This window comes from Streptacidiphilus sp. BW17, assembly GCF_041262485.1.
In the GTDB taxonomy this organism is placed as follows: Bacteria; Actinomycetota; Actinomycetes; order Streptomycetales; family Streptomycetaceae; genus Streptacidiphilus.
In genome coordinates, this window is the sequence record NZ_JBGCCR010000005.1 from 340,151 (window position 1) to 347,570 (window position 7,420).

Genomic DNA, 7,420 nt, shown 5'->3' on the forward strand with positions numbered 1-7,420 from the left:
CCGACGGCTCACGATCGGCGGCTCACAGCCCGACGTCGCGGCTCCGGACGTCGGCCAGCGACTCGCGGCGCACCAGCAGCCGCGCCGTGCCGCCGGCAACGGCGGCCACCGGCGGGCGGCCCACCAGGTTGTACCCGGAGGCCATCGACACCTGGTAGGCGCCGGACGCCGGCACCGCCAGCAGGTCCCCGGGACGGATGTCCGCGGGCAGCAGCACGTCGGAGGCGATGATGTCACCGGCCTCGCAGTGCCGCCCGACCACGTGCGCGGGGAGCAGCTCCGCGCTGGCCTCGCGCCCGATCAGCCGCGGCGAGTAACGGACGCCGTAGAGCGCGGGGCGGGGGTTGTCGCTCATCCCGCCGTCGACGGCGACGAAGGTGTGCTTCGAGCCCCCGCCGGAACCGGAACCCGAGCCGTCGGACCCGCCGCGTTTGACGGACAGGACCCGGTAGACCGCCACTCCGGCCGGGCCGACGATCGCGCGCCCGGGCTCCAGCAACAACTTCGGCACCGGCAGGTCCACGGTCGCGCAGGCGGCCCGCAGTTCCGCCTGGACGCGGACGGCGAGCGTCCGCAGGTCGAGTGCCTCCTCGCCGGGGCGGTAGGCGATGCCGTGGCCGCCGCCGAGGTCCAGCTCGGGCAGGACGACGCCGTGCGCCTGCCGCGCCCAGGACATCATCCCGACCATGCGCCGCACGGCCTGCACGAACGGCTTGACGCTGGTGATCTGCGAGCCGAGGTGGCAGTGCAGGCCGACCAGCTCCAGGCGCGGCTGCTCCAGCACCCGGGCGACCGCGAGCTGCGCGGTGCCGTCGGTGCTGGCCAGACCGAACTTCTGGTCGACGGTGCCGGTCCGGATCGCCGGGTGGGCGCCGGCGGCGATGCCGGGCGCGATCCGCAGCAGCACCTTCTGCCGGCTGCCGTGCGGGACCAGCGCCGCGATCCGGGCGATCTCGGCGGCTCCGTCAATGACGATCCGCCCGACGCCCAGCCGCAGCGCGGCCTCCAACTCGTCGGGGCTCTTGGCGTTGCCGTGCAGGATCATGTGCTCGGTCGGGAAGCCGGTGGTCACGGCCAGTTCCAACTCGCCACGCGAGCAGACGTCCAGGCCGAGGCCCTCCTCAGCGGCCCAGTGGGCCATGGCCCGGCAGAGGAAAGCCTTTGCGGCGTAGTGGATCTCCGCCTCCGGAAAGGCCTCCCGGTAGGCGCGGCAGCGGGCGCGGATCTCGTCCTCGTCCAGCAGGTAGAGCGGGGTGCCGAAGCGATCGGCGGCCTCGGTGAGCGAGACGCCGCCGACGGTCAGGTCCCCGTGCGGCGCGGGCCGCGTGGAGGCGGGCCAGGGGCCGAGCCAGGAGTCGTTCGAGTGTCGCGCGGTGTCCTGCGGCGTGTCGGCGGTGTACGTGTCTGCGGTGTGCGCGACGTCGGTGTGCGCCACGTCAGTGTGCGCGTCAGCCGTGTACGCGTCGGCGGCCGGGAGAACGGTGAAAGGCATGGTGGTGGTCCTCCTCAGGCGATCCGCAGGTGCGTCGAGCCCTCGAGCGAGGACTCCCAGTGCTCCCACGACGCGTCGTGACGCAGGCGACCCGCCGGGAGCGCGGCCAGCTGCGGATCCACCAGCAGCCGGGTCACGCCGAGCGGCTCGGTCATCGCGCGCACCACGTCCTCGGCGAGGGCGACGCACTGCTGCGCCTCCCCCAGCACCGCCGCGAGCTGCCGCCGGGTCGTGAAGGCGACCGCGGTCCGCTCGCCCAGCGGCGTGCGGAACAGGCGGACGACCGATCCTGCGGGACCCGACCGGACGGGGATCAGGAGCAGTCCGGCCGGGACGCGTTCCGACGGTTCCGGATCGCTCCCACACAGCATCTGGACCATGGGTGTCACCCTTCGAGCGTTCATGAGAAAGCGTCAACCCGTGTCCGCAGTACGGTGAACCGCCGCGGATCACGGCCTCATGACGACACTGTTCCCCCAGCTCCGAGCCCTGTGTCCGCCCCTGACGCGTTCCTGACGCCCACGATGCGAATGTTGTCGGGCTGATGCCGCCCGGGTGACCGGCGTCACTCCCGGTAGTGGCTCACTCCTCGCCGGTGGCGGAGGTGCGGGCGCTCGGCGTGATCAGCGAGAAGCGGCCGCCCTCGACGTCGGCGAGCTCGGTCGTCCTGCCGTACGGGGTGTCCACCGGGCGCCTGACCACCCGGCCGCCCAGCTCGACCGCGCGGGCCGCGGCCCGGTCGACGTCCGGCGCGGCGAAGGAGATCTGCCAGCGCGGCATCTCGGGCGGTGCATCCTCGGTGGCGGGGGCGGCCAGGCCGCGGAGCGCGGCGACGCTGCGGCCGTCCACGCGCAGCACGACGCGCTCGTGCTCGTAGAAGACCTCGCAGCGCTCCGCCGCCGCCGAGTCCCAGTCCAGCACCTCGCCGTAGAAGAGCGCGGCCTTGAACGCGTCGGCGGTGCGCAGCTCGATCCAGGCCGGGACGCCGGTCAGCCGGGGCGGCTCGCCCACGCCTGCGGCACGACCCTGCCAGAGCCCGAAGGAGGCGCCGTCCGGGTCCCGGGCGATCACGATGCGTCCGGCGTCGATGGACACCGGTCCGACGCCGATCGTGCCGCCCCGGTCCACGCCGCGGCGCGCGGCCTCGTGGGCGTCCGTCACGCCGAAGAACGGGGTCCAGCCCACGCCCATCCCGGCCGAGATCGCGACACCGCTGATCCCGGCCACGGGGACGCCGTCGGCCAGCACCGAGACGTACGGTCCGAGCCGCTCCGGCCCGTGCTCGAAGGTCCAGCCGAGCAGGTCGCCGTAGAAGCGCTGCGCGACGTCCAGGTCGCCCGCGATCAGGCTCACCCACGAGGGCGCGCCCAGTACGGGACGCACCACCCGCTGCTCGCCGCCCTCGCGTCCGTGGCTGCCCTGGTCGGTACCGCGCTCGTCGCTCACGACGCGCTCCGGCGGGGCGCGGGGGACGTCAGCTGGACATGCTCGGTCATCGCGTGCCTTTCGGCCTCAGGGTCAGGGGATCTCGTGGTCGGGTACCCCTCGCCTACTCCGCCAAACTATCTCAAATCCGCCGACCTCGGCTCGGGCCGCACCCACCCGGACCCCACCCCGTTCCGCCACTTTTCAGCCACCGTGCCGACACGGCAGCGCCACCGGCGCGGACGTGCGGCCTCGGACATGCGGGCGTGGGGAAGCCGCGAGACCGTGGACGCATGAGCGAACACACCTACCGCGTCACCGAGATCGTCGGCACCTCCGCGGAGGGGATCGACGCCGCCATCCGCAGCGCCCTGTCCCGCGCCTCGCAGACTCTGCACGGCCTCGACTGGTTCGAGGTCACCCAGATCCGCGGCAGCATCAGCGACGGGCGGGCCGAGCAGTTCCAGGTCGGGTTGAAGGTCGGCTTCCGCCTGGACGAGTAGGCCCTGTCCGCCACCGGGCCGCGGGCCGACACTCCCCCGGAGCGCCGTCACGGCGCGGGTGCGAGCACGACCGCCAGCGTCGCGGTCGCGCCCAACGGAACCCTTGGCGGCTCCGACGGGACCGTCCTCAGGAAGACCGAGGTGATCCCGAGCTCGGCCACGCCACCAGGCGTGCCCGCCGCCATCAGCTCGCCCTCCGCCGGCTCCGGTCCCGCCTCCGTGACCCGCTCGCGTCCGCGGGCCGCCCGACGACGCGTCCGTCCAGGTGAACAGACGCGCCGTCAGCTGCAGCGACTACCTCAGTTCATGACCCGGGGCGCTTGCCGTGGGAGGCGGACTTCTTGCGGCGGTCGTGCTTCTTGCGGGCGCGCTTGGACATCTCGGGGTTCCTCAGGTTCTGGTCGGGGTGGAAGGCGGCGTGCCGCATCGTCAGAGGGCGGGCTCGAGCTGGGCGGTGAGCTTCTCGCTCAGCTTGAGCAGGCGGTCCACCGAGCGGCGCTCGGTGACCTGCGGGCCGGCGGTGGTCACGGCCAGGCCCTCGTAGTAGGCGCCGTTGACGACCTCGGTGCCCGGGTCGCAGAGCGCGACGATCGTCTCGGCGACCTCCCCGGCGGAACGGCCGGTGGTGCCGTAGAGCGGACGGGTCGCGGTCTCGGCGATGCCCGGGTGGACGCTGATCGCGGTGTGGCCCTCGGGCAGCCACTTGGCCAGCGCGGTCACGAAGGTGGTCAGCGCGAGCTTGGACTGGCCGTAGGCGGCGATCCGGGAGTACCGCTTGGCGCGGGTCAGATCGGTCCAGTCGATGTTGGCGGTGCGGTGCAGGGTCGAACCGACGGCCACGATCCGGGTGTCCGTGCCGCGCGCCAGCGGGCGCTCCAGCAGGCGGGTCAGCAGGTACGGCGCCAGGTAGTTGACCTGGAAGCTCAGCTCGTTGCCCTCGTCGGTCAGGGTGCGCCGCTCGGGCGCGGCGATGCCCGCGTTGAGGACGAGCAGGTCCAACGTCTCGTGGCTCTCGGCGAGGGTCTCGGCCAGGCGGCGGACCTCGTCCAGGTGGCGGAAGTCGGCGGGAGCCTCCTCCAGCCGTCCGGTCGGCGCGCCGAGCTCGGCCAGCGCCTCGACGGCGACGGCGGTGTTCTGCGCGGTCTGGCCGTGCACGATCACGCGAGCGCCGCCGAGGGCGAGTCGCAACGCGGTCTGCAGGCCGAGGCCGTTGGTGGCGCCGGTGACCAGGGCGGTGCGACCGGCAAAGGCAAAGGTGTCAGCGGACACGGCGATCCATTCGAGAATCAGGAAAAGGAAAGGAAACGGAAACTTCACACGGACTCACCCCGGAACGTCAGGTCCCGGTGGCGGCGACAGCAGCTCAGCGGTGAGTGCGATGAGGCGGACGGTCCTCATGCCGCGAGTGCGCGGCTGCGCAGCCCGGCGCGGTGACCGCGCGGACGTGGCTGCGAACGAGGTTGTCCATGCCGACCATCCCAGCGGACGCGGTGCCCACCGGCAAGCTTCCCGGCGGACTCTGACGCGGCCGATATGTCCGCGATGCGGTTCTTGACGACGGCTTAGCGCCCGGTCATACCGCAGTGCATAGCGCGGAAGTTGCAGCACGCTGGGGGCGCGAGGAACTGCGCGACAAGCCACCCTGCGAGGTAGAACCCCGAACGTTCAGAGCCATCCACTCAGGTGGGTTTCTCGGGTGGTTCCCCTCGCCCCTGCTAGTGCCACGCTCAAGGCTCGAAGCGGTAGCCCATCCCCGGCTCGGTGAGCAGGTGCCGTGGGCGGGACGGGTCCGCCTCCAACTTGCGCCGCAGGCCCGCGAAGTAGACGCGCAAATAGTTCGTTTTCTGCTCGTGGCCGGGCCCCCACACCTGCTGCAGGATCTGAGCACCCGTCACCAGCTTGCCGGGATGCGTCAACAGCACCGCAAGAATGCGCCACTCCGTCGGCGTCAGCCGAACCTGCGGACCGTCGCCGCGGGTCGGCCGGACCACCGCGCCTGCGAGGTCGACGGTGTAGGCGCCGATCTCGACCGTCGGTGCGGGCGCCTCCGCCCGCGTGGGGCGGCGCAGCGCGGCGCGCAGTCGGGCCAGCAGCTCGTTCATGGCGAAGGGCTTGGTGACGTAGTCGTCCGCGCCCGCGTCCAGCGCCGCGACCTTCTCGGCGAACTCCGAGCGTCCGGACAGCACGATCACCGGGACCGCGCTCCACGCGCGCAGCGCCTGGATCACCTGCAGCCCGCCGATCTGGGGCAGGCCGAGGTCGAGGATGACCGCGTCCGGGGGGTTCTGGGTGGCCTCCAGCAAGGCTCGTCTGCCGTCGGCGGCGGTTGCGACCGTGTAATGCCGGGCCTGGAGGTTGATCTGCAGGGCCTTCAGCATCTGGGGTTCGTCGTCGACGATGAGAATACGGGTCACAGCGAGGCCATTCCGTCGGTCACAGGACTGGTTGGGGCTGGGGAGGTATCTGGTTCCGGCACGCCGTGTGCGGCGTCCGGCGTGAGCGTCGTGCCCGGGGAGGGCGACGCCGCAGGGAGGGCGAGGGACATGGTGAGACCGCCACCGGGTGTGTCCTCCGGGGTGAGGGTGCCGCCCATGGCCTCGGCCAGGCCTCGCGAAAGGGCGAGGCCCAGGCCGACGCCGGTGGTGTTGTCGTGGTCGCCGAGGCGCTGGAAGGGCTGGAAGATCCGGTCCCGGTCCTCCGCGGGCAGGCCGGGGCCGCGGTCGACGACGCGCAGCTCGACCCGGTCGCCGAGCGAGCTGGCGGCCAGCACCACCGAGCGTCCCTCGCCGTGCCGCAGCGCGTTGGCGGTCAGGTTGGCGATGGCGCGCTCCAGCAGCGGCGGGTCGACCAGTACCGGCGGCACCGCGTCGAGTCCGGTGGTGCGGACCGCCGGGTGGTCGTCGGGGAGCGAGTCGAGGGCGCTGGTGACCACCTCGCCCAGCGGCGTCGGCTGGAGGTGCAGGGTGAGCGCGCCCGCCTGGAGGCGGCTCATGTCGAGCAGGTTGTCGACCAGGCGGTTGAGCTTGAGCAGCGAGCTCTGCGCGGTGCCGAGGAGTTCGTCGCGGTCGTCCGCGCTGAACTCGACCTCGTGGCTGCGCAGCGAGGTGACCGACGCGAGCGCGACGGCCAGTGGTGTGCGCAGGTCGTGGCTGACGGCGGCGAGCAGCGCGGTGCGGAGCCGGTCGGCGGCCTTGACGGGTTCGACCTCGGCCGCGACCTCCGCCAGCCGCGAGCGCTCCAGCGCGACGGCGACGTGTGCGGCGAAGGCGGCGAGGACGCGGCGGTCGGAGGCGGGCAGCGGGCGTCCGCGCAGCACCAGCGAGGCGTCCGCCCCGACCGGGACCGTCTCCGCCCCGTGCTCCTGGGCCAACTCCTCCGGGGCGACCACGCGTTCGACCAGCTCGACACTGTCCATGCCGAAGGTCTCGCGAAGCCGGGCAAGGAGCGCGGGCACCGCCTGGTCGCCACGCAGCACCGCACCCGCGAGTGCGGACAGCGTCTCCGCCTCCGCCGTGGCCCGGGCCGCCCGCCGCGAGAACCGCGTACCGGCGTCCACCACCGCGGCGACGACGGTGGCGGCGACCGCGAAGACCACCAACGCCAGCGCGTTGTTGGGCTCGTTGATGTTCAGCGAGTGGATCGGCGGCATGAAGTAGTAGTTGAGCAGCAGCGACGCCGCCAACGAGGCCACCAGCGCGGACGTTATCCCGCCCAGCAGCGCGACGCCGACGACCACGGCCAGGTAGAGCAGGGTGTCGCTGGTCAGGTTCACCGTCGCGCGGGTGTTGCAGAGGACCGCGGTCAGCAGCGCGGGCAGCACCAGCCCGGAGACCAGCCCGGTCACCCGCCGTCCGGTGGAGTGCAGTTGCCCGGCTGCCCGCAACACCCGTCCCCGGCCTGCCCGTTCGTGGGTGACCATGTGGACGTCGATGTCGCCGGAGAGTTCGACGGTGGTCTCGCCGATGCCGCGTCCGGCGGTGAGTGCGCGGCGGAGCGGGCC

At 72.7% G+C, this 7,420-nt stretch carries 9 protein-coding genes; 1 reads left to right on the top strand and 8 read right to left on the bottom strand.

Annotation, left to right across the window (positions count from 1 at the left end; genetic code table 11):
• Positions 1 to 22: 22 nt before the first annotated feature.
• The 3 genes from lysA to ABH940_RS09280 all read right to left on the bottom strand — a co-directional run bounded on the left by lysA (position 23) and on the right by ABH940_RS09280 (position 2,938).
• A complete protein-coding gene (lysA, locus tag ABH940_RS09270) occupies positions 23 to 1,492 on the bottom strand; it encodes a diaminopimelate decarboxylase (RefSeq protein ID WP_370072822.1) in 1,470 nt (489 codons plus the stop codon).
• A gap of 14 nt (positions 1,493 to 1,506) precedes the next feature.
• Positions 1,507 to 1,872 (bottom strand): SAV_915 family protein, encoded by a 366-nt coding sequence (locus tag ABH940_RS09275; protein WP_370072821.1) that lies wholly within the window; start codon positions 1,870 to 1,872, stop codon positions 1,507 to 1,509.
• Positions 1,873 to 2,074: 202 nt separating this feature from the next.
• On the bottom strand, positions 2,075 to 2,938 hold the full coding sequence (locus ABH940_RS09280) for a VOC family protein (protein ID WP_370072820.1): 864 nt from the start codon (positions 2,936 to 2,938) through the stop codon (positions 2,075 to 2,077).
• Between the two features lie 272 nt (positions 2,939 to 3,210).
• Between ABH940_RS09280 and ABH940_RS09285 the strand changes: the two genes are divergently transcribed.
• Complete coding sequence (locus ABH940_RS09285) at positions 3,211 to 3,420, top strand: dodecin (protein ID WP_370072819.1); 210 nt, start codon at positions 3,211 to 3,213, stop codon at positions 3,418 to 3,420.
• Between the two features lie 47 nt (positions 3,421 to 3,467).
• Here the strand turns inward: ABH940_RS09285 and ABH940_RS09290 are convergent, their stop codons facing one another.
• From ABH940_RS09290 to ABH940_RS09310, 5 genes are all read right to left on the bottom strand, one after another.
• Positions 3,468 to 3,605 (bottom strand): hypothetical protein, encoded by a 138-nt coding sequence (locus ABH940_RS09290; protein WP_370072818.1) that lies wholly within the window; start codon positions 3,603 to 3,605, stop codon positions 3,468 to 3,470.
• Between the two features lie 119 nt (positions 3,606 to 3,724).
• On the bottom strand, positions 3,725 to 3,847 hold the full coding sequence (locus tag ABH940_RS09295) for a 50S ribosomal protein bL37 (RefSeq protein ID WP_370072817.1): 123 nt from the start codon (positions 3,845 to 3,847) through the stop codon (positions 3,725 to 3,727).
• A 2-nt stretch (positions 3,848 to 3,849) separates the two neighbouring features.
• Positions 3,850 to 4,689, bottom strand: coding sequence for an SDR family NAD(P)-dependent oxidoreductase (locus ABH940_RS09300; RefSeq protein ID WP_370072816.1), 840 nt, complete (start codon positions 4,687 to 4,689; stop codon positions 3,850 to 3,852).
• A 458-nt stretch (positions 4,690 to 5,147) separates the two neighbouring features.
• Positions 5,148 to 5,834 (bottom strand): response regulator, encoded by a 687-nt coding sequence (locus tag ABH940_RS09305; RefSeq protein WP_370072815.1) that lies wholly within the window; start codon positions 5,832 to 5,834, stop codon positions 5,148 to 5,150.
• Positions 5,831 to 7,420: ATP-binding protein (locus ABH940_RS09310; protein ID WP_370072814.1), on the bottom strand; the 1,590-nt coding region annotated here is incomplete at its 5' end. The genes ABH940_RS09310 and ABH940_RS09305, both read right to left, overlap by 4 nt.